Below are 22,853 nucleotides of genomic sequence, written 5' to 3' on the forward strand. Positions count from 1 at the left end.
AAGACGCGCCGCCAGTTGCACTCTCGCGGTCAGATCCGCACCGCCCGAACGAAGCTGATCGTGGCGGCGGGGGCCTGGTGCTCGGCTTCCCCCAATTCCAGGAGGCCCGCGGCCGAAAACAGGTCGGAGAGCCGGAATTCGGTGGTCTCCCATCCGTTGGCCCGCAGATGCGCGGCCACGTCGGTGTGCTCCCCGGGATAGGTCAACGCGGTGATGTCCAGGTCGAGCCCCTGCCGTCGCCACCCCTCGGCCATGAGCCGGGATTTCTCCAGCGCCTCCGGCGACGTCCCCGCGACGGCCCCGAAATCGGCGGCGAACCGGCTGCCCTCGCCGGACAGCGGAATGATGGCGTCCAGCAACCGCACCTCCGCCTCCGGCGGAAGAAATCCGATCAGCACTCCCTCGGCCAGCCACGCCGTCGGCTTGGCGGGATCAAAGCCCGACGCCTGCAGGGCCGCCGGCCAATCCTCGCGCAGATCGATACCCACGGTGCGCAGTTCGGCGGTTGGGGCCGCGCCGATCTCGGCCAGCGTCGCGGTCTTGAATGCGATCACCTCCGGCAGATCGATCTCGTACACGGTCGTCCCCGCGGGCCACGGCAGCCGATAGGCGCGCGAATCCAGCCCGGACGCCACGATCACGACCTGGCGCAGGCCGGCCTGCCCGGCCGCGGCGAAGTAGTCGTCGAAAAACAGCGCCCGCGCGGCGAAGGTGTCGACGAACCGCGAAAACCCGACTCCGCTTTCGATGTCGGAGGAATCGAGTTCGCCGGTCGCCAACTTGGTGAACAGGTCGAGGCCGACGGCGCGCACCAGCGGCTCGGCGAATTCATCGGTGATGACCGGTTGCGGCCGTCTGGTGGCGGCCGCCCGGGCCGCGGCCACCATGGTGGCGGTGGCGCCCACGCTGTTGGCCAGGTCCCAGGTGTCACCTTCGGTTCGTGCCATGGCTGCTCCTTCGATAGGCTGCCAAACCACGGTATGCCTGATCGGTCGCCTACGGTCTCGGTATGCCTTCAGTGAAACTGGAAACCCTCGAGGACAACATCGCCTGCATCACGCTGAACCGGCCCGAACGCCTCAACGCGATCGACGGGTCGTTGATCGACGGTGTCGATGACGCCTTGGACGCGCTCGGCGCAGGCGAGTTCAGGGTGGCGATCCTGACCGGCGCCGGACGGGGATTTTGCGCCGGTGCGGATTTGAGCGGCACCGGGCAGCCCTGGACTCAGAACAAGCCGACCACGCCGGCGTTCAAGGTCACCTACGACGCTCAGGTCCGGCTGGCCAACCTGTACACCCGGATCTACGAGCTGGACATCCCGGTGATCGCCGCGGTCAACGGTGTCGCCGTCGGGGGCGGCCTGGCCTTCACGTTGGTCAGCGATATCCGGGTGGCCTCGGATCAGGCGCGGTTCGGTTCGGTGTTCATCAAGGCCGGCTTCTCGTCGATGGACATGGGCACCAGCTACCTGCTGCCGAAGATCGTCGGTGCCGGGGTGGCGCGCGAACTCATGCTCACCGGTCGCATCATCGACGCCGCCGAGGCCCATCGCATCAAGCTGGTGCATGAGGTGGTCGCGCCCGACGACCTGATGCCCGCCGCACTCACGCTGGCCCGCTCGATCGCCGAGAACAACGCATATGGCGTGTGGCAGACCAAGATTGGGCTCAACGCCGCGCTGGATGCGCCCAGCCTGCGCCACGCCATCGAGATCGAGAACCGCACCCAGATCCTCAGCGGCTTCACCAACAACCCGGTCGAGGCCGCCAAGGCTCACCAGGAAAAGCGCGCGCCCAGGTGGGATCCGCTGTGACGCTTGCTAAAGCTTGGCGATCACGTTCTCGGCGAACATCTCCAGGTTGCGGATCTTGCTCTCCAGCGGCTCGGTGTCCTTCCCCTTGATGTAGGGGATGCGGAAGCCGACGATGACGTCGGTGACGCCCTTGTCCTCGAGCCGCTTGATGCCGTCGGGGGTGTAGGCGTCGGCGGAGATGACGTGGATCTCGAAAGGCCCGGTCTTGCCCGCTTCTTCGCGGAACCGCTTGAGCTTGGCGAGCAGCTGATCGAGTTCCTCGGGGTCACCGCCGCCGTGCATCCAGCCGTCCAGGCGGGCCGCGCGCCGCAGTGCCGCGTCGGCGTGACCGCCGATCAGGATCGGGACGGGCTTGGTGGGAGCCGGCGTCATCTTGGTCTTGGGGATGTCGTAGAACTCGCCGTGGAATTCGAAGTAGTCACCGGAGGTCAGGCCCTGAATGATTTCGATGCATTCGTCCATTCGCTTGCCGCGCTTGGCGAACGGAACCCCCAGCAATTCGTAGTCCTCGGGCCACGGGCTGGTGCCGACGCCGAAACCCACCCGGTTGTCGGTCATCGCGGCCAGTGACCCAATTTGCTTGGCCACCAACGCCGGTGGCCGGATGGGCAGCTTGAGGACGAAGAAGTTGAACCGCAGCTTCGAGGTGACCGCGCCCAATGCCGATGTCAGCACAAAGGTTTCGATGAACTCCTTGCCGTCGAGGAACTCGCGGTTGCCGTCCGGGGTGTAGGGGTATTTCGAGTCGGATTCGAAGGGGTAGGCGATGCTGTCGGCGATCGTCATGGCGTCGTAGCCGGCCGCCTCGGCCGCCTTGGCCAGCGGGACATAGAACCGAAAGTCAGTCATCGCCTCTGCGTAGGTAAAACGCACGTCATCTGCCTTCCTGAAGGGGTCGTCCCACGACATTAGAACGTGTTCTAGTTTCAGCACAACCGGCAGATGGGTGTGGCTAGAACTGGTTGGAACGAGTTACAGCTGGTTCTCGGGGCCGATGACCGCCCACACCGTCTTGCCGGACGACGTCGGCGTGCTGCCCCACGCGCGGGACAACGCGTCCACGATCGCCAGGCCGGAGACGTCGATGCCCTTTGTCGGGGACGGAAGCCGCACGGCCGGGGTGGTGCTGGCATCGGAGACCGCGATGGACGCCGCCGTGCCCTGCGCCTCGATCCGTATCACCGGGACGCTGGCGGTGTGTTCCAGCACGTTCTCCACGAACACGTTGACGACCACCAATGCGACGGGGATGAGCTTGGCCTGCGACCACGTGGTGAGCCACTCGCGGACCAGCCGCCGCGACTCGCGCAGGCTGGTGAGGTCGGCGGGCAGCTGGGCATCGGCACGCCGCACCGCGCGGCGGCTGCTCTGACCAAGCGCCTTCATCGCCGCCTTCTGGCTGGAATACACCGGCATGAAGTGGGCGATTCCGCTTCGGGTGATCGCCTCGCGGGTCGTTCGGTTGGTGCAGGCGAACACGATCGGAACGTGGGTCGCGCTACCGATCTGCCAGTAGGCGCCCATGAAGGTCGACCATGCCGGTTCGGTGTTCAATTTGAGCCCGGAGACGTCGACGATAACGGCGGAGGCCCCGTCCGACGTCGCCTTGATGAGGCGGTCGCGCAGCGCGGTGGAGTTGGCGGTGTCCAGCACGCCGTCGACGGTCAGCACGGCTATCGAGTCATCCGTGCGCGTCGCGACGGCCAACGAGCTGGCCGACTCAGCCACCGGGCTCATCCCAGCTCGATCGGGACGTCCGGAATCATTTCCCGCTCCTTGTGTTCTGCCGGGCCGACTGCTTGAGTATCCGCCCTCAGCGGCAAAAGTCTAGTTCGCGGTGGGCCGGCGTCGATGCATCGAGAAGCTGCAGGTTGCGATCGGGATCCCCCCGGACTCACGCCGCAGACCCGCATCGAATAAATCATGCGTCCCCCTCCGTGTTCGTCGAGGCGTCGACCTGCACCGCCCGAACGCGCCATGGAGTTCATTGCTCAGCACGCGCTATCCCTCGGGGTTACCACAGAGCGGGCGCGGCCAAACTTTTCGGTATGGCCGAAAAACAGGGCGTTTCCTGCAGAAATGCGCTAGCCGGCGGCGAGGTGCCGGCACCGGTTCATGCGTCGCTCAACGCGTAGGGGGGAGCGCCCACGCCGGCGACCGAATGCGTGCCCCAGGGCGTCCGTTCCACGATGCGCGCGGGTGCGCTGCGCTCACCCACCGTCAGCGTGGCCGTCCGCGCCTTTTTGAGGTCGTCGGACGGCGACCCGAATACCGTTCCCTGCCAGTGATAGCGCCCATCGATCGGGTCCAGGTGCCCGGTGAGGCGCACCCGTACCGGGTGGCGGTTCCCGGCGATCTCCAGCGTGGCGGCGCCGTCGTAGGCGTCGTCACCGGCCGGCGCGCTGGCCGAAAGGTCGAAGGCGGACGCCACCGGCGGCGGTTCGGCCGGTCCCAGTTGGGCGCGTTCGTTGAAGACATGCTGGCTGCTGGCGCGCACCTCGATGCGGTCGCTGCCGGTGCGCCTCATGAGTTTCAGGCACTCGACGATGTAGCGGGCTTGCGCGCCCGGATCGGGGCCGGTGATGAAGAAATAGTTGGGGAACCCGCGAACCGCCACGCCGCAGAACGGCTCCATGCCGTCGTGCCAGGCCTGCCGGATGGGCCGCCCGCCCGCGCCGGTCAGCGTCTCGTCGGCGACGTCATCGGGGATCGAGAATCCGGTGCCGTAGACGATGGCGTCGACGCTGTGGTGCACACCATCGGCGGTCCGCACCCCTGACGCGGTCACCGTTTCGACGGCCGACGAGACGATCACCATCGAAGGCCGCGACGCGCTCGGGCGGCGCAGCCAGCGGGTGGCGCGGGTAGACCACAGCGGCAACTCGGTGACGACGCGACGCGGGGCCCGCGCAAAGACGGTGGTGGACGCCGCCACGCCGGCCAGCCGGCCGAGGTGATAGCCGGCAGTGGCGTCGGTGCCGATGACCGCGATGCGCTTGCCGGACGGGTCAAATGCCGGATCCCACGCCGCGGCGTGAAACGACTCGCCGCGAAAGCCCTCGCGCCCGGCAATGGGCGGCAGCCACGGGACATAGATGCCTCGGCCGGCGGCGACGACGACATCGGCGCGAACGATCTCGCCCCCGGCCGTGGTCAACAGCCACGTGTCGGAGGGGTCGTCGAACCGCGAGCTGGTGACGTCGTGGCCGGGTTGGTCGAGCAGGACCAGGCCGGTGAACCGGGCGCCCGACAAGGCGTCACGGGCGTTCTGACCGCCGGCCCCCGCGCCGACAATGGCGATGTGGCAGCGAGATTCACCGCCGACGCGCGAAGCCGTCACAGAAACCTGCTGCGCTTCCAGCCGCGGCGCGCGAGCCGGCCCATCAGGCCTATCTCGGTCAAGAACGCCGCCAGTGGAGCGAAGCCCGCAACCTGAACGTCGCGGCGATGTGGGCTGGTGCGCGCGGTCTTTCGGGCGCGCTGCGGGTCGAGACCCGTTCGCGCATAAGGGACCGGGTTGCTGAACAGATAGTTGAAGAAGTAGCCACCCAGCCCGTTGATGTTGGCCATGAACCAGCGGTTGAACCGGGGCATCTCGGCGACTCGTTTGCGCGCCCCGTCGCGCGCGAATTGGATGTGACGCGCCTCTTCTGTGACGTGAATGCGCATGAGCCGCTGAATGATTGGCTGCAGTTCGGGGTCGTCCATCATCTGCCGTTGCAGCGAGTCGAAGATCTCCTCACCGATCAGCGCGGCCACCCACAGCATCGAGCCGCGCTGAAACGCCAGGGGGAGCATGTTGATGATCATCCGGTGAAAAAGCCTGGGGCGCACCGGTTTTGCGCCGACGCGTTCGATGGCCTTGCCGAACATGACCATGTGACGGGTCTCGTCGCCCAGTTCGGTCAGCTTGTAATGCGTCGAGTTACTCGTCGGGTCTTCGTGCAGGATCGTGCGCAGCAGCGACTGGTTGAGCATGTTCTCGAACCAGATCCCGGCCGAGAGGGTGTTGACCAACTCCTGGCGGGAAAGCTCGATCTGCTGTTCGCGGGTCATCTCGTCCCACATCGGGGTGCCGTACAGCGACACCAACCGCGGCGGCAGATAGAACTTGTCCGGGTCGAGCGGAGCGTCCCAGTCGATGTCGACGACGGGCTCGTAGGACTTTTTGACCGAGCCCTTCAGCAAGCGTTCGGAGAACTCTTCACGGCTCGGCCCACCGGGCTTCAGCGACGTGGTCATCCCTGGCGTCCCTCCATTGGGTGCGTAGACAGTACCCATGGTACTGGGTACTTCAGGTCCCGACTAGGCCTGTGCGGTATCGATTCGGCAATGTGGTCGAGCAGCGACGCGAGTCAGGAGAGTTCATTGGGCCGGCACATCCACGTCATCGGCATCGGCGCCGGCGATCCCGGCTATGTGACCGTGCAGGCGATCGAGGCGCTCAACGACACGCAGGTGTTTTTCGCGATGGACAAGGGTGAGCACAAAAGCGACCTGGTGGCGCTGCGGCGCGAGATCTGCAGCCGGTTCATCCGCGAACCGGGCTACCGGTTCGTCGAGCTGGCCGACCCCAAGCGCGCCGATGATGCCGAGTACCGCGACGCCGTCGCGGACTGGCATGCCGCACGCGCACAGATCTGGGCCAGGGCCATCTCGGCCGAGCTGGGTCCGCACGGCGTCGGGGCCTTCTTGGCCTGGGGCGATCCGTCGCTCTACGACAGCACGCTGCGGATCCTCGACGCCGTTGGCGCGCAGGTCGATTTCACGTTCGACGTGATCCCGGGCATCACTGCGGTGCAGGCGCTGACCGCCCGGCACCGCATCCCGCTCAACGAGGTCGGCGAACCCGTTCTGATCACCACCGGACGCCAGCTGCGCGCGCAGGGATTGGCCGGGGACGCGGTCGTGATGCTCGACGCGGACTGCTCGTTCCAGACGTGCCCGCCCGAGACCCGGATCTGGTGGGGCGCCTACCTGGGTACCGACGACGAACTGCTCATCGCCGGCACGGTCGGCGAGGTGGGGCCCCGCATCGTTGCGCTGCGGGCCGAGGCCCGCGCCCGGCACGGCTGGATCATGGACACCTATTTGCTCCGACCGGCAGACTGACACCGTGCCCGAACTGCCCGAGATCGAAGCGCTGGTCGACCACTTACGGCGCCACGCCGTGGGCCTGTCCGTCGGCCGGGTCGACATCGCCGCCCTGTCCGTCCTGAAGACCTTCGACCCGCCGATCAGCGCGCTGCACGGCCAGACCGTGGTCGGGGCCGACCGCTGGGGCAAATACCTGGGGCTGCGGACGGACAACCTCTCCTTGATCGCGCATTTGTCCCGGGCGGGCTGGCTGCGGTGGTCCGACAAGTTGGCCGCGGCGCCGCTGCGACCCGGCAAGGGCCCGATCGCGCTGCGGGTGCATCTGGGCACACCGGGGGAGGCGCCCGGCTTCGACCTCACCGAGGCCGGCACCCAGAAGCGGCTGGCGGTGTGGCTGGTGAGCGACCCCCAGCAGATCCCGCAGATCGCCTCCCTCGGGCCGGACGCGCTGGAGCTCGGCCCAGACGATCTGGCCCGCGTTCTGGCCGACAACACCGGGCGGATCAAGACGGTCATCACCGACCAGAAGGTGATCGCCGGCATCGGCAACGCCTACAGCGACGAGATCTTGCACGTCGCGAAGATCTCGCCGTTCGCCACCGCTGGCAAGCTGTCCGAGAAACAACTCGCCACGCTGCATGACGCCATGGTCACCGTGCTCACCGACGCGGTGAGCCGATCCGTCGGCCAGGGCGCGGCCACCCTCAAGGGCGAGAAACGCTCCGGATTGCGCGTGCACGCCCGCACCGGGCTGCCCTGCCCGGTGTGCGGGGACACCGTGCGTGAAGTGTCGTTCGCGGACAAGTCTTTTCAGTACTGTCCGACATGCCAGACCGGGGGCAAGATCTTGGCCGACCGGCGGATGTCGCGTTTGCTGAAGTAGTCGCGCGTGCGGCTTCTGGGGGCCGCGAACGTGGACTAGTTGTGCCAACGAGCCGCTGTCGAGCCCAACAACCCGACGTTGGGCGGGCACTAGTTATGCTGCCCCGATGACTCGCCAGAAGATCCTCATCACCGGTGCCAGCTCCGGCCTGGGCGCCGGCATGGCGCGCGCCTTCGCCGCCAAGGGCCGCGACCTCGCCCTGTGCGCGCGTCGCACGGACCGGCTCGACGAGCTCAAAGCCGAGCTGACGCAGAAGCATCCGGGCGTCACCATCGCGATCGCCGCGCTGGACGTCAACGACCACGAGGCCGTTCCCAAAGTGTTTGCCGAACTCAGCGACGAGCTGGGCGGCATCGACCGCATCATCGTCAACGCCGGCATCGGCAAGGGCGCCAAGCTCGGCTCCGGCAAGCTCTGGGCCAACAAGGCGACCCTCGAGACCAACCTGGTGGCCGCACTGGTGCAGATCGAGACCGCGCTGGAGATGTTCAACAAGAACGGTTCGGGTCACCTGGTGCTGATCTCGTCGGTGCTCGGCAACAAGGGCGTGCCGGGGGTGAAGGCGGCGTACGCGGCGAGCAAGGCCGGCGTGAGCTCGCTGGGTGAATCGTTGCGCGCCGAATACGCCAAGGGGCCCGTCAAGGTTTCGGTCATCGAACCCGGCTACATCGAGTCGGAGATGACCGCCAAGTCGAACAGCACAATGTTGATGGTGGACAACGAAACTGGCGTCAACGCGCTCGTCGCCGCGATGGAGCGTGAGCCGGGCCGGGCGGCGGTGCCGTGGTGGCCGTGGGCGCCGCTGGTGCAGCTGATGCGGGTGCTGCCGCCCCAGCTGACCAAGATGTTCGCCTGAGATCGATCAGCTGGTGCGCCCTCGTTCGCTGCGGTAGCGGCGGACCAGGGCATCGGTCGAGCTATCCGACTGCGGCGCCGGCGAGGTGTCCGCGGTAAGCACCGGCAGCAGGGCTTTGGCCTGAGTTTTGCCCAGCTCCACGCCCCACTGGTCGAACGAGTCGATTCCCCAGATCACGCCCTCGGTGAAAACCTGATGCTCGTAGAGCGCGATCAGCTGACCGAGCACCGACGGGGTGAGCCGGTCGGCGAGGATCGAGGTCGACGGCCGGTTACCCGGCATCACCTTGTGCGGCACGACATCCGCGGGTGTGCCTTCGGCGGCGATCTCCTCGGCGGTCTTGCCGAAGGCCAGCACCTGCGTCTGGGCGAAGAAGTTGCTCATCAACAAGTCGTGCATGCTGCCGTCGCCCTCGGCGGTGGGCAAATCGTCGATCGGTTGGCTGAAACCGATGAAGTCGGCCGGCACCAGCCGGGTGCCCTGATGCAGCAACTGATAGAACGCGTGTTGTCCGTTGGTTCCCGGTTCGCCCCAAAAGATTTCACCGGTGCCGGTGGTGACCGGGCTGCCGTCCGCGCGGGTCGACTTGCCGTTGGACTCCATGGTCAGCTGCTGCAGATAGGCGGCGAAGCGCGCCAGGTCGTTCGAGTACGGCAGCACCGCGCGCGATTGCGCGTCCATGAAGTTGGAATACCACAGGCCGATAAGTCCAAGCAGCACAGGCGCGTTGGACTCCAGCGGTGCGGTCTTGAAATGCCGGTCGACGATGTGGAATCCGGACAGGAAGTCCGCGAACGCTTCTCGGCCGATGGCGGCCATCACCGACAGGCCGATCGCCGAGTCCACCGAGTAGCGGCCCCCGACCCAGTCCCAGAACCCGAACATGTTGTCGGTGTTGATCCCGAAGTCGTCGACCAGGCGCTTGTTGGTGGAGACGGCCACGAAGTGTTGCGCCACCGCCGCGTCGCCGAGGGCGTCGGTCACCCAACGGCGCGCGGCCGTGGCGTTGGTCAACGTTTCCAGCGTCGAGAACGTCTTCGACGCGACAATGAAAAGTGTTGTGGCGGGGTCCAAGTCGGCCAGGGTGGCGATCAGGTCGGCGGGGTCGACGTTGGAGACAAAGCGCGCCGAGATGCCCGCATCCGCGTAGTGGCGCAGGGCCTGGTAGACCATCACCGGGCCGAGGTCCGATCCGCCGATGCCGATGTTGACCACGGTGCTGATCCGTTTCCCGGTGGCTCCGGTCCATTCGCCGCTGCGCAACCGGTCGGTGAAGTCGCCCATCCGGTCCAGCACGGCGTGCACGTCCTCGACGACGTTTTGACCGTCGACGGTCAGTTCGGCGTCCCGGGGTAGCCGCAGCGCGGTGTGCAGCACCGCACGATCCTCGGAGGTGTTGATGTGGACGCCGGCGAACATCTGGTCGCGGCGCTGTTCGAGGTTCGCGGTGCGGGCCAGATTCACCAAGAGCCGCAGCGTTTCTCGCGTGATCCGGTGCTTGCTGTAGTCGATGTAGAGGTCGCCGACCGAGACGGTCAGCTCGCGGCCGCGATCGGGGTCCTCGTCGAAAAGCTGGCGCAGATGGGTGCCGCCGATTTGTTCATGATGCCTGCGCAGGGCGTCCCACGCCGGGGTGGCGGTGATGTCGGGGAGGATGTGCACGGAGGTCATGGGCGTCATGGGCGTCGCTCCTCTTCATCGCTGCGCTCTGCATCGTCGCCGACGCGGGTCATGAGTCGACCCTATGGGCTCTGACGTGAAGGAGCCAGTGTGGCGATGAGGCCGGCGACGGGCGCCGCGCTCAGTGACCGAGCCGGCCCCTGCCCAGCCGCAGCAGCAGTATCGCCAGGTCCTTACCGTCGGGGCCGAGCTCGCTGTAGCGCTCGATGACCTTCATCTCGCGGCTATGGACCAGTCGCGTGCCCCCAGATGCCATCCGGGCCTTGCCGATCGCTTGAGATACCTCGGTGCGCCGTTTGACCGCGGCGAGGATCTCGGCGTCCAGGCGATCGATCTCGTGACGCAAGTCGTCGATGTCGGTGGCCTCTTGGGTCTCCACCATCTCGATGTTCATCTCTGCTGCCTCCGCGCCGTCGTCGTGATGTGTGGGTTCTGGACTCATGCAGTTGGGCCTCACTGAAGACGAACCCCGGGTGCCGAAGCGGGCCCGGGGCTCTGCGGAAGCAGTTAGACCACGGGCGCCGCGGACCGGCACCCGTAGGGGAATCGGCGGCGCCACTCGAGGGTCGAGCAGCGTCGTCGGCACTGCAGATTGAGCACCAAATGAGTGTGCCACTAAAAACGGCTCACGCGCAAAAAAACATGTTTAAGCTGCTCTTTTTGGACTTGGGTGCAATTGCGGCGCCGGGCCGAGGAGGCATTGAATAGTGCATTCCGACACGCCGATTTTTCGGTAGAACGCGTGGCGCGATTCAGGCCGGCCGAGCCACTAGCCTGGTTTGATGCCTGGGCGCTTTGTGTCACTGGGCGGCGGTAAGTTTGGACTGACATGAGTGTGCACGCAACAGATACCAAGCCGGCCTCCGAAGCCGATCAACTGCTCGAGGGGCTCAACCCGCAACAACGCCAGGCGGTGGTGCACGAAGGTTCCCCGCTGCTGATCGTCGCGGGGGCGGGTTCGGGCAAGACCGCGGTGTTGACGCGTCGCATCGCCTACCTGATCGCGGCGCGCGGGGTCGGGGTCGGCCAGGTGCTGGCCATCACCTTCACCAACAAGGCCGCCGCCGAGATGCGGGAACGGGTGGTGCGGCTGGTCGGCAACCGCGCCCGCGCCATGTGGGTGTCCACCTTTCACTCGACGTGCGTGCGCATCCTGCGCAACCAGGCCTCCCTGATCGAAGGCCTCAATTCCAACTTCTCGATCTACGACGCCGACGATTCGCGGCGGCTGTTGCAGATGATCGGGCGCGACATGGGGCTCGACATCAAGCGCTACTCGCCGCGGCTGTTGGCCAACGCCATCTCCAACCTGAAGAACGAGCTGATCGACCCCGCCGACGCGGTCTCCAAGCTGACCGATGATTCCGACGAGTTGTCCCGCACGGTGGCCAGCGTCTACGGCGAGTATCAGCGGCGGTTGCGGGCGGCGAACGCGCTGGACTTCGACGACCTGATCGGGGAAACCGTGGCGGTGCTGCGGGCCTTCCCGCAGATCGCCCAGCACTATCGGCGGCGGTTCCGGCACGTGCTCGTCGACGAGTACCAGGACACCAACCACGCCCAGTACGTGTTGGTGCGGGAATTGGTCGGCCGCGGTTCAGAAGCACCGGAATCGTCTGATGAGGTGCCGCCCGCGGAGTTGTGCGTGGTCGGCGACGCCGATCAGTCGATCTATGCATTCCGCGGCGCCACCATCCGCAACATCGAGGACTTCGAACGCGACTATCCCGACGCGACAACCATTCTGCTGGAACAGAATTACCGCTCTACGCAGAACATTCTGTCGGCGGCCAACTCGGTGATCGCCCGCAATTCCGGGCGCCGCGACAAGCGTCTGTGGACCGCCGAAGGCGCCGGCGAGTTGATCGTCGGCTACGTCGCCGACAACGAGCACGACGAAGCCCGATTCGTCGCCGAGGAGATCGACGCGCTCGCCGAGAAGGGCGAGATCACCTACAACGACGTCGCCGTCTTCTATCGCACCAACAACTCGTCGCGGTCGTTGGAAGAGGTCTTCATCCGCGCCGGAATCCCCTACAAAGTCGTTGGGGGAGTGCGCTTTTACGAGCGCAAGGAGATTCGCGACATCGTCGCCTATCTGCGGGTCCTGGATAACCCGGGGGACGCGGTCAGCATGCGGCGCATCCTCAACACCCCGCGTCGCGGCATCGGAGATCGCGCCGAGGCCTGCGTCGCGGTGTACGCCGAGAACACCGGGGCCAGCTTCGCCGACGCGCTCGTCGCCGCCGCCGAAGGCAAAGTGCCGATGCTGAATTCCCGCGCGGAGAAGGCGATCGCGGGCTTCGTCGAGCTGCTCGACGAGCTGCGGGGCCGCCTTGATGACGATCTCGGCGATCTGGTCGAGTCGGTGCTCGAACGCACCGGGTACCGCAGGGAGCTGGAATCCTCCACCGACCCCCAGGAACTGGCGCGGCTGGACAACCTCAACGAACTCGTCAGCGTGGCACACGAATTCAGCACCGACCGCGCGAACGCCGAAGCCCTGGGTGAGTCGCTGCAAACCCCCGAGGACGAGGACGTGCCCGATACGGGTGTGCTGGCGGAGTTCTTGGAAAGAGTGTCGCTGGTTTCCGACAGCGACGAGATCCCCGAGGACGGCGCCGGCATGGTCACGCTGATGACCCTGCACACCGCGAAAGGCCTGGAGTTTCCGGTGGTGTTCGTCACCGGGTGGGAGGACGGGATGTTCCCCCACATGCGGTCATTGGACGACCCGACCGAACTGTCCGAGGAGCGACGGCTGGCCTACGTGGGCATCACCCGCGCACGGCAGCGACTGTACGTGAGCCGGGCCATCGTGCGCTCCTCCTGGGGGCAGCCCATGCTCAACCCGGAATCCCGTTTCCTCAGGGAGATTCCGCAAGAACTGATCGAATGGCGCCGCACCGCACCGGCCCCGTCGTTCAGCGCGCCGGTGAGCGGTGCCGGACGATTCGGCACGCCGCGCGCGGCGCCCACTCGTTCCGGGATGAGCAAACGACCGCTGCTGGTGCTCGAGCCCGGCGACCGGGTGACGCACGACAAGTACGGCCTGGGCCGCGTCGAGGAAGTGTCCGGCGTCGGCGAATCGGCGATGTCGCTGATCGACTTCGGCAGCTCGGGACGGGTCAAGCTGATGCACAACCACGCCCCGATCAGCAAGCTCTAATCGGGCGAAGACCAGGCGCGTCGAACGTGCACTCAGGGCGGAGAAATCGCGAAAACATCGCCGCCAGTACACGTTCGGCGAAGGTCAGGCCTCCAGCCAGCGTTTGGTTTGCGGCAGCATCACCAGCACCACCGTGGCGATCGGCAACAGCGGCAGCAGGTGCACGACCCACGCCACACGGGCACCGGCGATGAACACGCCGATGTAAGTAAGGAAAGCGACGAGCGCGCCGGCCAACAGGAGGTAGCGGCTGACCGACCGGCGCTGCAGCAGCGCGATCACACCCGTCACCGTGGTGGCGCCGAACACGAGGGCCAGAAACGCGACCGCGATGCAGAACAGGCGATCGGTTCGCCACCAACCGGCGATCAGATCGGTGGCCACCACCGACGTGGCCCACCCGCTGACGATGCTGACCGCGCACGCGGCGACGGCCGTGCGATCAGTGGGCTCGAAGGCCGGCATTCCGGCATAGCCGGTGCGCCCCGCACGCGGGCCACCCCGGTACGGCGGGGCCGGCGGCACGAACTGACTAGTCGGAGAGTCCGGGGCGGTGGGAATGGGTCCGGTCGGCGCGCGGCGGATGATCCGTGTCCGTGAGTCGGAGGGCGATGAGGGCTCCGCACTGGCCTCGGGCGGACGCGGACCGGAAGGCTGTTCGTTCGGCGCGGTCACCCTAACCAGCGTAGTTGCCGACCATAAGTCCACGCTTAGCCAGCCACGGCACCGGATCGATCCGCTCGGTGCCGCCCTGCAGCACCTCGAAATGTAGGTGCGGGCCGGTGGAATTGCCCCGGTTGCCCATGGTGGCGATCTGGTCGCCGGCCATGACGCGCTCGCCGACGCTGACCAGGGCGGTGTTGATGTGTCCGTAGAGCGTGACGGTGCCGTCGGCGTGCCGCAGCTTGACCAGCATCCCGTAGCCGCCGGCCGGGCCGGCTTCGATGACGACGCCGTCGGACACGGCGAGGATCGGCGTGCCGATCGAGTTGGCCAGGTCGATACCGGCGTGCAGCACGCCCCAGCGGTAACCGAAGTTGGAGGTGAATATCCCCTTGGTCGGCATCACGTAGAGCGGTTGCTGCAGGCGCGCCTCGCGCTGGGCGCGGTCGTTGGCGAAGGCGACGCCCCTGGCGAGTTCCTGGTTGTGCAGGGCCGCGTTGGCCGCGGGCTCCACCGCGATCACCTGGGGGCCGCGGACGGTGTTGCTGCCCGACCCGCCGGTGAGTGCGGACGCGTTGGCGGTCAGCACCGCCTCGGTCTTGGGGGTGTCGGCGTGGCTGGTGGCCGTGTGGGCAGCCGCGGCGGCCGCGCCGGCGGCCATCGCCGAGATCAGCAGGCGGCCGCGGGCCGCGCTGGTGGGCTGCTTGCGGTGCTGCCCGCCGCGGCGCGCGGCGCCGACGACGTCGGTGGTGTGCGGGTGCTCGAGGCGCCGCTCGGTGCGGGGGCCGACGGTGACCCGGGGCAACACCTCGGTGGCGGGCGCCGCCAGCCACCGAGGCTTCAGGTCGTCGGTCTCGTGGAGGTCGTCGAGCTCCGGCGCCAGCAGGACCTGCGCTGCGTTGTCGAACGTCGAGTCGTTGCTGAAGTCCAGGCCGGCGTGATCGCCGAGATCGTCACCGGAGTCGCTGAAATCGAGGTCGTCGAAGTCAAAGCCGTCGAGCGGAAGGATCTCCGTGACTTCGGTCCGATGGGGCTCCGCCGACCGGGCGCCTGCTGCGCGACTCACCCTCAAGATGCCTGTTGTTACGGCAGAGGGCGTGGCAAAACGGTGCTGGGGCAACCTGAAATGTCCTCGTATCGTGACCATAACGTTATCTGGACCCTAGGAAGGTATCCGCTGACGCGCGGGACTGGCAACCTCGTCGCACAATCCGGGCGGAATTGTGATTTGGATCACGCGGACGGTCTATCCATGTCCCGTGAGCTGTGCCACATCGGCGGACGCGGCGGTCAAAGCCATTTCGAGGGTGGATACAGTTCGTCCGTGCGAGTTGCCGGATGCGGCACCGCCCACCAAGAGGCCTAGCAGTTGAGTCGAGCGAAGACAGAGAGTCCATGGACCTTTTCGAGTATCAAGCAAAAGAATTGTTCGCCAAGCACAACGTACCGACTACGCCGGGACGCGTGACCGACACCGCCGAAGGCGCTCGCGAGATCGCCACCGAGATCGGTCGCCCGGTGATGGTCAAGGCGCAGGTGAAGGTCGGCGGACGCGGCAAGGCGGGCGGCGTCAAGTACGCGGCGACGCCCGACGACGCCTTCGAGCACGCCAAGAACATCCTCGGTCTCGACATCAAGGGACACGTCGTCAAGAAGCTGTTGGTCGCCGAGGCCAGCGACATCGCCGAGGAGTACTACATCTCCTTCCTGCTCGACCGCGCCAACCGCACCTACCTGGCCATGTGCTCGGTCGAGGGCGGCATGGAAATCGAGGAGGTGGCCGCCACCAAGCCCGAGCGGCTGGCCAAGGTTCCGGTGGACGCCGTCAAGGGTGTCGACCTGGCGACCGCGCGTTCCATCGCCGAACAGGGCCACCTGCCGGCCGAGGTGCTCGACGCCGCCGCGGTCACCATCAACAAGCTGTGGGAGGTCTTCGTCGCAGAGGACGCCACCCTGGTCGAGGTCAACCCGCTGGTGCGGGATCCCCAAGACCGGATCTTGGCGCTGGACGGCAAGGTCACCCTCGACGCCAACGCCGACTTCCGTCAGCCCGGCCACGCCGAGTTCGAAGACCGCGACGCCACCGACCCGCTGGAACTCAAGGCCAAAGAGCACGACCTCAACTACGTCAAGCTCGATGGTCAGGTCGGCATCATCGGCAACGGCGCGGGCCTGGTGATGTCCACGCTCGACGTCGTCGCCTACGCCGGCGAGAAGCACGGCGGGGTCAAGCCGGCCAACTTCCTGGACATCGGCGGTGGCGCGTCGGCCGAGGTGATGGCCGCGGGCCTCGACGTCATCCTGAACGACAAGCAGGTCAAGGCCGTCTTCGTGAACGTGTTCGGCGGCATCACCTCCTGCGACGCCGTCGCGAACGGGATCGTGACCGCGCTGAACATGCTCGGCGACGAGGCGAACAAGCCGCTCGTGGTCCGGCTCGACGGCAACAACGTCGACGAAGGCCGGCGCATTCTGGCCCAAGCCAACCACCCGCTGGTGATCCAGGCCGAGACCATGGATGCCGGTGCCGACAAAGCCGCCGAGCTGGCGAACAAGTAAGGGACCCAAGCCATGTCGATCTTTTTGAACAAAGACTCCAAAGTCATCGTCCAGGGCATCACCGGTGGCGAGGGCACCAAGCACACCGCGCTGATGATGAAGGCCGGCACCCAGGTGGTGGGCGGGGTGAACGCCCGCAAGGCCGGCACCACCGTGTCGCATGTGGACCCGGTCGGCAAGGACGTCGAGCTCCCGGTGTTCGGCACCGTCGCCGAAGCGATGAAGGAGACCGGGGCCAACGTGTCGGTCGTCTTCGTGCCGCCGAAATTCGCCAAGGACGCCATCATCGAGGCCATCGACGCCGAGATCCCGCTGCTGGTCGTCATCACCGAGGGAATTCCGGTGCAGGACAGCGCCTATGCGTGGGCCTACAACGTCGACAAAGGACAAAAAACCCGCATCATCGGGCCGAACTGCCCCGGCATCATCACCCCGGGCGAGGCGCTGGCCGGCATCACCCCCGCCAACATCAGCGGCCCCGGCCCCGTCGGGCTGGTGTCCAAGTCCGGCACCCTGACCTACCAAATGATGTACGAGCTGCGCGATTTCGGTTTTTCCACCTCGATCGGCATCGGTGGTGACCCGGTGATCGGCACCACCCACATCGACGCCATCGAGGCCTTCGAGAAGGACCCCGACACCAAGGTCATCGTGATGATCGGTGAGATCGGCGGCGACGCCGAGGAGCGCGCGGCCGACTACATCAAGGCCAACGTGTCCAAGCCGGTCGTCGGCTATGTCGCGGGATTCACTGCGCCGGAAGGCAAGACGATGGGCCACGCGGGCGCCATCGTGTCCGGCTCGTCGGGCACCGCGGCCGCCAAGAAGGAGGCCTTGGAGGCCGCCGGCGTCAAGGTCGGCAAGACCCCGTCGGAGACGGCGGCGCTGGCCCGGGAGATCCTGCAGAGCCTGTAGGGGCGCAAGCCGACGCTGCGAGGGCCCCGGATTTGGCCGGGGCCCGGCCCAAGGTAGATAGTGGGTCTATGAATCTCGACCCGAACACCCCAGTCATCGTCGGCGTGGGGCAGTTCACCGAACGCATTGAGGACTCCGGCTACCGCGGAATGTCGTCGGTGGAACTGGCGACGGCAGCGGCGCAGGCCGCGCTGCATGACACCGGGGCCGACGCCACCGCCGTCGCCGCAGCCATCGACACCGTCGCCGCCCTCCGGCAGTTCGAGATCTCCGGGCGCACACCCGCGCCCATGGGCAAGTCCAACAACTACCCGCGGTCGGTGGCCAAGCGCCTCGGCGCCGCGCCGACCCGCGCGGTTCTCGAGCCCATCGGCGGCCAGGGACCCCAGCATCTGGTCACCGAATTCGCCGGCGTCATCGCCTCGGGCGAGGCGGAGGTCGTGATGATCTTCGGCTCCGAAAACACGTCCAGCATCCGGTATTTCGCCGACCGGGAGAAGCCGGATCATTCCGACACGGTCGAGGGGTCCCTCGAGGACCGGGGGTTCGGATACGACGGCCTGTTCGACGACTACACCGTCGCGCACGGGCTGATCGGAGCGCCGGCCCAGTACGGGCTGCTGGAGAACGCGCGCCGCGCCCGGCTGGGTTTGAGCGTCGCGGACTACCGGCGCCAGATGGGCGAGCTGTTCGCCCCGTTCACCAAGGTGGCGGCGAAGAACCCGTTCGCGTCCTCCCCGGTGGAGCGCAGCGTCGACGAGCTCATCACCGTGACCGCGTCCAACCGGATGATCTGCGACCCCTACCCGCGGCTGCTGGTGGCCCGCGACCAGGTCAATCAGGGCGCGGCCGCGCTGCTGATGTCGGTGGCCGCCGCCCGCCGGCTCGGGGTGCCCGAGGAGCGCTGGGTGTTTCTGCACGGGCACGCCGACATGGTGGACCAGCCGCTGCTGGACCGCCTCGACCTGACCTATAACTCGGCGTCGGTGCTGGCGGTCCAGGAAGCGCTTGCCGGGGCGGGTGTCGGCATCGACGACGTCTCGACCTTCGACCTCTACAGCTGCTTCCCGGTGCCGGTGTTCAACTTCTGCGACGGGACTCAGCTGGCCACCGACGATCCCCGCGGGCTGACGCTCACCGGCGGTCTGCCGTACTTCGGCGGACCGGGCAACAACTACTCACTGCACGGCATCGCCGAGACGGTCAGCGAAATGCGGGACCTCCCAGGGCAATTCGGCCTGGTCGCCGCCAACGGCGGGATCATGAGCAAGTACTCCGTCGGGGTGTACTCGACCACGCCGGTGGACTGGAAGCCCGACAACAGCGCCGCGCTGCGCGCCGAGGTCGCCGCCCGTCCCAAGATGGCGGTGAGCGTCAAGGCCGACGGTCGCGCGAGGATCGAGACCTACACCGTGCGCTACGACTGGCCGGTGCGCACCGGCATCATCATCGGCCGCCTCGACGACGACGGTAGCCGTTTCCTGGCCCTGAGCGAGGATCCCGACCTGGTCGGGTTGCTCAGCGACGGCGAGCCGCTGGGGGCGTCGATCGTGGTCCGGCCGACCGAAAAGGACAACCGGGCCACGCTGGCCTGACGGGCCGTCCGCGCCGCGACACTTAAACCTCGTACACGACACGCCGTTGCGCGTCGCAGTGGTTTAAGTCTCGACGCGAAGCGCGCAACTAAACGAGAGCCGCTAGTTTGCCGGCGAGCCGCTCGACGTAGGCGGCGACCTCGGCCTCGGGCTTGTCCGGCAGCCCGAACAACACCTCGGTCACCCCGAGCTCGGCCCATTTGGCGAGCTTCTCGGGAACGGGCTTGAAGTCCAGCGCCACGATCTGCGGGGCGCCGTCGCGGCCGGCGGCCGCCCAGGTGTCCTGCAGCAGCTTGACCGGTTCGTCGATGTCGAAGTCGCGCGGAGTGGTGATCCAGCCGTCGGCGCTGCGCGCGATCCACTTGAAGTTCTTTTCGGTGCCCGCGGCCCCCACCAGCACCGGGATGTGCGACTGCACCGGCTTGGGCCACGCCCAGCTGGGACCGAACTTGACGAACTCACCGTCGTACTCGGCTTCTTCCTGGGTCCACAGCGCCCGCATCGCTTCGAGGTATTCGCGCAGCATGGTGCGCCGCCGCCCGGGCGGCACGTTGTGGTCGGCGAGTTCGTCGGTGTTCCAACCGAATCCGACGCCCAGGCTGACCCGGCCACCGGACAGATGGTCCAGGGTGGCAATACTTTTCGCCAGCGTGATCGGGTCGTGTTCGACCGGCAGCGCCACCGCGGTGGACAGCCGCACCCGCGACGTGACGGCACAGGCCGCGCCCAGGCTCACCCACGGGTCCAGCGTGCGCATGTAGCGGTCGTCGGGCAGCGACGCGTCGCCGGTGGTGGGGTGGGCAGCCTCCCGCTTGATCGGGATATGAGTGTGTTCGGGGACGTAGAAGGTTTGAAAGCCGTGGTCGTCGGCAAGCTTCGCGGCCGTCGCCGGAGAGATGCCGCGGTCGCTGGTAAAAAGCACAAGCCCGTAATCCATGCAGAGAATTAGAACGTGTTCTACCTCTACTGAGCAAGCTGTGGTGATACGGACCGTCTCGCCGGAGGGCCGCGGCATCGCCGCCGCGGGCCCCGCCTTCCAAGCCAGTGGCAGCGGCACCGGTTGTCGCACGTGCGCTAGCGTGGGTGATCGACCGCGTCGCAACGCAGTGACGCGCCTGCAGGCACAGCGTCGCATCGCCACCGTGGCGCCCGCTCGGCACTTAAAGGCACTGGAAGCAACAGGAGGAGCAATGACCTACTCTCCCGGTAGCCCCGGATACCCACCGGGTCAGCCCGGCGGCACCTACGCAGGCGCCACGCCCTCGTTCGCCAAAGAAGACGACGGCAAGAGCAAGCTTCCGCTGTACCTGAACATCGCGGTGGTGGTGCTCGGTTTCGTGGCCTACCTGCTGAACTTCGGGCCCACGTTCACCATTAGCGCCGACCTCGGTCCGGGCATCGGCGGTCGCGCCGGTGATGCCGGCACCGCGGTCGTGGTTGCCCTGTTGGCCGCGCTGCTCGCCGGGCTGAGCCTGTTGCCGAAAGCCAAGAGTTACGTGGGGGTTGTCGCGGTCATCGCGGTGCTGGGCGCGCTGCTGGCCATCACCGAGACGATCAACCTGCCCGCCGGTTTCGCGATCGGCTGGGCGATGTGGCCCCTGGTGGCGGCCGTCGTGCTGCAGGCGATCGCCGCGGTCGTCGTCGTGCTGTTGGACTCCGGCGTGATCACGGCGCCGACGCCGCGCCCCAAGTACGACCCCTATTCGCAGTATGGCCAGTACGGGCAATACGGGCAGTACGGCCAGCAGCCCTACTACGGTCAGCCGGGCGGCCAGCAGCATGGCGGCCAGCAGGGATACGGATCGCAATACGGCGGGTATGGGCCGGGCGGGTCGCCGACCCAGGGCGGCGCTCCGACCGGCGGTTTCGGCGCCCAGCCCTCGCCGCAGTCGGGGCAGCAGCCGTCCGCGCAGCACCAGGGCTCGTCGACGCCCCCCACCGGCTTCCCCAGCTTCAGCCCGCCACCGAACGTCGGCGGCGGATCGGATGCCGGTTCACCCACCAACTACTCGGAGCAATCCGGCGGTCAATCCTTCGGCCAGGAGCAGCAGTCGCCGTCATCACCGTCTGGGCCAGCGCCCGCCTAACCGTGCGCTGTTGCGCCTAGTCGGGGACGTGCCCAAGAGTGACACGGCTAGAGGACAACCGGGCAGCGGGCGCTCGCCAGGCGCGTGACCTCGTCAGGGTCGCGTTCGCCCCGGCCGTGGTGGCGTTGGTCATCATCGCCGCGGTCACGCTGATCCAACTGCTGATCGCCAACAGCGACATGACCGGCGCACTGGGCGCCATCGCCAGCATGTGGCTGGGCGTGCACCAGGTCCCGATCTCCATCGGTGGCCGCGAACTCGGTGTGATGCCGCTGCTGCCGGTGCTGCTCATGGTCTGGGCCACCGCGCGCAGCACGGCGCGGGCCACCTCACCCCACTCGTCGTGGCTGGTCGTTCGCTGGGTCGTCGCCTCGGCGCTGGGCGGACCGTTGCTGATGACGGCGATCGCCCTGGCGGTCATCCACGACGCGTCCTCGGTGATCACCGAGCTGCAAACACCGAGCGCGCTGCGCGCGTTCCTCAGCGTGCTCGTGGTCCACGCCGCCGGCGCGGGGATCGGTGTGTGGTCCCGGGTGGGGCCACGCGCGCTGGCGGTGTCGTCGCTGACCTATTGGCTGGGCGATTCGTTGCGCGCCGCGTCCGCCGGCCTGCTGGCGTTGCTCGGGCTCTCCGGGTTCGCGACGGCCGGGTCGCTGATCGTGCACTGGGCGACCATGCAGGAGCTCTACGGCATCACCGATTCGATCTTCGGCGAATTCAGCCTCACCCTGCTGTCAATGTTGTACGCGCCCAACGTGATTGTGGGCACCGCGGCGGTCGCCGTAGGATCCAGCGCTCACATCGGTTTCGCGACGTTCAGCTCGTTCACCGTGTTCGGCGGCGACATCCCGGCCTTGCCGGTGTTGGCCGCGGTCCCCAGGCCACCGCTGGGGCCGGTATGGGTTGCGCTGCTCATCATTGGTGCATCGTCTGGCGTGGCGGTCGGACAGCAGTGTGCCCGGCGTGCGCTGCCGCCGGCGGCGGCGCTGGTCAAGCTGCTGGTCGCCTCGGTCGCCGGGGCGTTGGTGATGTCGCTGCTCGCATTCGCCGGAAGTGGGCAGCTGGGTAACTTCGGCCATGTCGGGGTGGACCAGGGCGCATTGCTGCTCGGTGTCTTCTTCTGGTTCGCGGTGATTGGCGGGATCACCGTGGTGTTGAGCGGGGGGATCAGGCCTCGACCCAGGCGGCTGCGGGCCAAAGCCGCGTCGGCCGCACCGGCCGAGGAGCCGGCCGATTTCGCCGATGTCTTCGACGACCGGGTGGCGGAGGAGGACTTCTTCGAGCCGCCCGCGGGCGACCCGGGGGAGGGCGAGACGGAGCCTCCCGCCGAGCGCGATCCCGGGGCAGGCGAGACGGAGCCTCCCGCGGACGAGGGCGATCCCGGGGGAGCCGAGCCGGGGCCCCCCGCGGCTGGGCCCGATCCGGAGCAATAGGCAATTGCCCTACCGGCCAGTGTGATCGTCAAACGCACGACGCCGGCCGCCGCCCGTCGGGCTCCTCAGCGCGCCCGTGAGGGCGCGCATCGTCGCCCGA

At 67.3% G+C, this 22,853-nt stretch carries 20 protein-coding genes and 1 pseudogene; 11 read left to right on the plus strand and 10 right to left on the minus strand.

Translation table 11 applies throughout. The annotated features are described in order from the left end of the window. Window positions 1–29: 29 nt before the first annotated feature. Window positions 30–947: a class I SAM-dependent methyltransferase gene (locus JF781_RS24715; protein ID WP_225330101.1), complete on the minus strand. Its 918-nt coding sequence runs from the start codon at window positions 945–947 to the stop codon at window positions 30–32. A gap of 62 nt (window positions 948–1,009) precedes the next feature. Here JF781_RS24715 and JF781_RS24720 point away from each other — a divergent pair, with 62 nt between their 5' ends. Continuing rightward, window positions 1,010–1,816, plus strand: coding sequence for an enoyl-CoA hydratase/isomerase family protein (locus JF781_RS24720; RefSeq protein ID WP_255642323.1), 807 nt, complete (start codon window positions 1,010–1,012; stop codon window positions 1,814–1,816). A gap of 6 nt (window positions 1,817–1,822) precedes the next feature. Here JF781_RS24720 and JF781_RS24725 read toward each other — a convergent pair whose 3' ends face one another. The 4 genes from JF781_RS24725 to JF781_RS24740 form a co-directional block, all read right to left on the minus strand. Continuing rightward, window positions 1,823–2,689, minus strand: coding sequence for an LLM class flavin-dependent oxidoreductase (locus JF781_RS24725; protein ID WP_064940149.1), 867 nt, complete (start codon window positions 2,687–2,689; stop codon window positions 1,823–1,825). 99 nt (window positions 2,690–2,788) lie between these two features. Next, window positions 2,789–3,553 (minus strand): STAS domain-containing protein, encoded by a 765-nt coding sequence (locus JF781_RS24730; RefSeq protein ID WP_225330102.1) that lies wholly within the window; start codon window positions 3,551–3,553, stop codon window positions 2,789–2,791. Between the two features lie 376 nt (window positions 3,554–3,929). After that, complete coding sequence (locus JF781_RS24735; protein ID WP_225330114.1) at window positions 3,930–4,898, minus strand: DUF4873 domain-containing protein; 969 nt, start codon at window positions 4,896–4,898, stop codon at window positions 3,930–3,932. Window positions 4,899–5,152: 254 nt separating this feature from the next. Next, window positions 5,153–6,058, minus strand: a complete 906-nt coding sequence (locus JF781_RS24740) for a diiron oxygenase (RefSeq protein ID WP_225330103.1) — start codon at window positions 6,056–6,058, stop codon at window positions 5,153–5,155. A 126-nt stretch (window positions 6,059–6,184) separates the two neighbouring features. Here JF781_RS24740 and cobF point away from each other — a divergent pair, with 126 nt between their 5' ends. From cobF to JF781_RS24760, 4 genes and pseudogenes are all read left to right on the plus strand, one after another. Continuing rightward, complete coding sequence (gene cobF, locus JF781_RS24745) at window positions 6,185–6,928, plus strand: precorrin-6A synthase (deacetylating) (RefSeq protein WP_225330115.1); 744 nt, start codon at window positions 6,185–6,187, stop codon at window positions 6,926–6,928. 4 nt (window positions 6,929–6,932) lie between these two features. After that, window positions 6,933–7,175 (plus strand): annotated as a pseudogene (locus tag JF781_RS24750) (DNA-formamidopyrimidine glycosylase family protein); the annotation flags it as partial. A 153-nt stretch (window positions 7,176–7,328) separates the two neighbouring features. Continuing rightward, window positions 7,329–7,796, plus strand: coding sequence for a zinc finger domain-containing protein (locus JF781_RS24755; RefSeq protein ID WP_225330116.1), 468 nt, complete (start codon window positions 7,329–7,331; stop codon window positions 7,794–7,796). A gap of 106 nt (window positions 7,797–7,902) precedes the next feature. After that, window positions 7,903–8,652 carry an SDR family oxidoreductase gene (locus JF781_RS24760; protein WP_225330104.1) on the plus strand — a complete coding sequence of 250 codons (750 nt, stop codon included), beginning with the start codon at window positions 7,903–7,905 and terminating at the stop codon, window positions 8,650–8,652. Between the two features lie 6 nt (window positions 8,653–8,658). Here JF781_RS24760 and pgi read toward each other — a convergent pair whose 3' ends face one another. Next, entirely contained in the window at window positions 8,659–10,323 is a 1,665-nt protein-coding gene (gene pgi / locus JF781_RS24765) for a glucose-6-phosphate isomerase (RefSeq protein WP_225330117.1), read from the minus strand. A gap of 130 nt (window positions 10,324–10,453) precedes the next feature. Continuing rightward, entirely contained in the window at window positions 10,454–10,774 is a 321-nt protein-coding gene (locus JF781_RS24770) for a chorismate mutase (protein ID WP_225330105.1), read from the minus strand. 387 nt (window positions 10,775–11,161) lie between these two features. Here JF781_RS24770 and pcrA point away from each other — a divergent pair, with 387 nt between their 5' ends. Continuing rightward, window positions 11,162–13,501, plus strand: a complete 2,340-nt coding sequence (pcrA, locus tag JF781_RS24775; RefSeq protein ID WP_225330106.1) for a DNA helicase PcrA — start codon at window positions 11,162–11,164, stop codon at window positions 13,499–13,501. 84 nt (window positions 13,502–13,585) lie between these two features. Here the strand turns inward: pcrA and JF781_RS24780 are convergent, their stop codons facing one another. After that, window positions 13,586–14,176, minus strand: a complete 591-nt coding sequence (locus JF781_RS24780; protein WP_225330107.1) for a hypothetical protein — start codon at window positions 14,174–14,176, stop codon at window positions 13,586–13,588. Between the two features lies 1 nt (window position 14,177). Then, the gene (locus JF781_RS24785) at window positions 14,178–15,230 is read right to left on the minus strand and encodes a M23 family metallopeptidase (RefSeq protein ID WP_225330108.1); all 1,053 of its coding nucleotides are present in this window, start codon (window positions 15,228–15,230) and stop codon (window positions 14,178–14,180) included. A 329-nt stretch (window positions 15,231–15,559) separates the two neighbouring features. Here JF781_RS24785 and sucC point away from each other — a divergent pair, with 329 nt between their 5' ends. From sucC to JF781_RS24800, 3 genes are all read left to right on the plus strand, one after another. Next, window positions 15,560–16,723 carry an ADP-forming succinate--CoA ligase subunit beta gene (gene sucC / locus JF781_RS24790; protein ID WP_225330109.1) on the plus strand — a complete coding sequence of 388 codons (1,164 nt, stop codon included), beginning with the start codon at window positions 15,560–15,562 and terminating at the stop codon, window positions 16,721–16,723. Window positions 16,724–16,735: 12 nt separating this feature from the next. Next, the gene (gene sucD, locus JF781_RS24795; RefSeq protein WP_083018032.1) at window positions 16,736–17,638 is read left to right on the plus strand and encodes a succinate--CoA ligase subunit alpha; all 903 of its coding nucleotides are present in this window, start codon (window positions 16,736–16,738) and stop codon (window positions 17,636–17,638) included. A gap of 68 nt (window positions 17,639–17,706) precedes the next feature. After that, window positions 17,707–19,233: an acetyl-CoA acetyltransferase gene (locus tag JF781_RS24800; protein ID WP_225330110.1), complete on the plus strand. Its 1,527-nt coding sequence runs from the start codon at window positions 17,707–17,709 to the stop codon at window positions 19,231–19,233. An 88-nt stretch (window positions 19,234–19,321) separates the two neighbouring features. On the opposite strand, the gene JF781_RS24805 is transcribed toward JF781_RS24800, so the two are convergent. After that, window positions 19,322–20,170 carry an LLM class F420-dependent oxidoreductase gene (locus tag JF781_RS24805; protein ID WP_225330111.1) on the minus strand — a complete coding sequence of 283 codons (849 nt, stop codon included), beginning with the start codon at window positions 20,168–20,170 and terminating at the stop codon, window positions 19,322–19,324. Window positions 20,171–20,423: 253 nt separating this feature from the next. Between JF781_RS24805 and JF781_RS24810 the strand changes: the two genes are divergently transcribed. Together JF781_RS24810 and JF781_RS24815 are read left to right on the plus strand one after the other, a co-directional pair. After that, the gene (locus tag JF781_RS24810; protein WP_225330112.1) at window positions 20,424–21,320 is read left to right on the plus strand and encodes a DUF5336 domain-containing protein; all 897 of its coding nucleotides are present in this window, start codon (window positions 20,424–20,426) and stop codon (window positions 21,318–21,320) included. A 38-nt stretch (window positions 21,321–21,358) separates the two neighbouring features. After that, window positions 21,359–22,753, plus strand: coding sequence for a DUF6350 family protein (locus tag JF781_RS24815; RefSeq protein ID WP_308011596.1), 1,395 nt, complete (start codon window positions 21,359–21,361; stop codon window positions 22,751–22,753). The last annotated feature ends 100 nt before the right edge of the window (window positions 22,754–22,853 follow it).

Source organism: Mycobacterium sp. WUMAC-067 (assembly GCF_020217485.1).
In the GTDB taxonomy this organism is placed as follows: Bacteria; Actinomycetota; Actinomycetes; order Mycobacteriales; family Mycobacteriaceae; genus Mycobacterium.